This is a genomic window from Coprobacillus sp. AF33-1AC, assembly GCF_003475785.1.
Lineage (GTDB): Bacteria > Bacillota_I > Bacilli_A > Erysipelotrichales > Coprobacillaceae > Faecalibacillus.
This window is the reverse complement of record NZ_QRQB01000019.1, coordinates 46,353-48,001: the sequence shown is the minus strand read 5'-3', so window position 1 is coordinate 48,001 and position 1,649 is coordinate 46,353. Positions and strand designations below refer to the sequence as shown.

At 31.8% G+C, this 1,649-nt stretch carries 3 protein-coding genes; 2 read left to right on the top strand and 1 reads right to left on the bottom strand.

What is annotated here, in order from left to right:
- Positions 1–19 precede the first annotated feature (19 nt).
- Together DWZ53_RS07800 and DWZ53_RS07795 are read left to right on the top strand one after the other, a co-directional pair.
- On the top strand, positions 20–913 hold the full coding sequence (locus DWZ53_RS07800; RefSeq protein WP_118433239.1) for a transposase: 894 nt from the start codon (positions 20–22) through the stop codon (positions 911–913).
- Positions 910–1,098 carry a hypothetical protein gene (locus tag DWZ53_RS07795; RefSeq protein WP_048922995.1) on the top strand — a complete coding sequence of 63 codons (189 nt, stop codon included), beginning with the start codon at positions 910–912 and terminating at the stop codon, positions 1,096–1,098. The genes DWZ53_RS07800 and DWZ53_RS07795 overlap by 4 nt, the downstream gene beginning before the upstream one ends.
- A 116-nt stretch (positions 1,099–1,214) precedes the next feature.
- On the opposite strand, the gene DWZ53_RS07790 is transcribed toward DWZ53_RS07795, so the two are convergent.
- Positions 1,215–1,649, bottom strand: a 435-nt coding sequence (locus DWZ53_RS07790; RefSeq protein WP_199589152.1) for an LPXTG cell wall anchor domain-containing protein, incomplete at its 5' end; no start/stop codon positions are given.

Genomic DNA, 1,649 nt, shown 5'->3' with positions numbered 1-1,649 from the left:
TCGTGCGTTCTCATAAAAAGTGTCCAAAAAAGTGTTGACAATCCACTGCATACTTTTTGATTTTGAAACAAAGATGATCATCGATGTCCTGCCATCAAGACATAAAAATGTGTTATCGGCCTATTTTCATAGCGTTCCTCTTGATGAAAGAAAAAATGTTGAATATATGTCATCCGATATGTGGGTATCCTACCACGACATATCAAAAATATTCTTACCCGATACTATCAGGACAATTGACAGATTCCACCTCCTTATGGAGTTTTCAAAAAAATTTAATTCAATCAGATGTGAAACAATGAAAAAATATGCACTTACTAAAAATGCCTATCAGAAAGAAAAAACAAAAAGAAAACTGAAACCTGATGAAGAAGCAATCTATAGAGAAGCATGTATCAACTATTACGCCTTTAAAAAATTCAGCTGGCTTTTCTATAAAACTGATTCTGATATTTTAAATCCAAACAACGATAAGAAGTTCAACAGGGTATTCAACCGATATATGAATTTTTATGATATCCATGAACATATCTGTTCATGTGATAATGGTTTTGAAGAAATATGCAATCTAAAATATGATCTCGATATGTTCTTTAAAAACAGTACAGTCGAAACCGCAAAAGAGAACCTTGAAAATTTAATAAAGGATTTTAAAGAAAATGACCGTGATGAAATGAAGAACTTCGCAGGTACTCTTTCCCGTTGGAAAAATGAAATCATTTATTCTTTTACGATCATCGATGAATCAACTATCAATAACGGGCGCATAGAAAATATAAACCGAACGATTAAGACCATCAAAAGAAATGCGAACGGATATAAAAACTTTGAGCGCTTAAGAAGACGCATAATGTGGTGTGTAAACAAGCAGGGAAATATAATACTCAGTCAAAGAAAGGAAAATGAATCATGAAAAAATATACAGTGATTGTAGATGAAGATTATCAGGCGTTTAATGAAAACTGCAATATAACGCTAGATGAAATTGATTTAAAAATACAGGCCCTAAACAAGGAGTTGGAAGACATAAAGAATATAGCTTTGAAAAACTATGATATCCTAGATAAACTTTTCGAACTCAGACATGTAGATTTTTAGACAATATAAAACCATGAGGTGTCTCATTTGAGATTTGCCTCATGGTTTCTCATTAGCTCTATTTCAAAAATATCATGTTATTTCATAAAGCCGTCGCTTCTTTGTTTTAAACTATATTATTTAGTTTTCTTTTTTCTTCTTAACAGACTTGCAGCAATCATCACTGATGATAAACCAAGTGTTAATAAAGAAGCAAAGCTTGTTTGATCGCCTGTATTTGTACTTGTTTGTTTTTTAGAATCTTGAGATTCTTTTCCAGCAACCATTGTTTCTTTTCCTTGTGAATCTGTTTTCCCTGAATTTGATCCATTAGGTTTTGATTCATCTGGTTTTTGTTCATCACCTTTAGAATCATCTTTACTTACTGTAGCTTCTACAGCTTCACTTTCTTTTGATGTTGTATAAATTTCATCTCCTAAAACAACAACTTTATATGAATATGTTCCAGCATCTAATCCTGTTTCTTCATAACTGTTTGTATCGACTGTTGCTACTTCTTCATATTGTCCTTCAGCATTTGCTTTTAAGATTTGATATTTTGAAGCATGTTC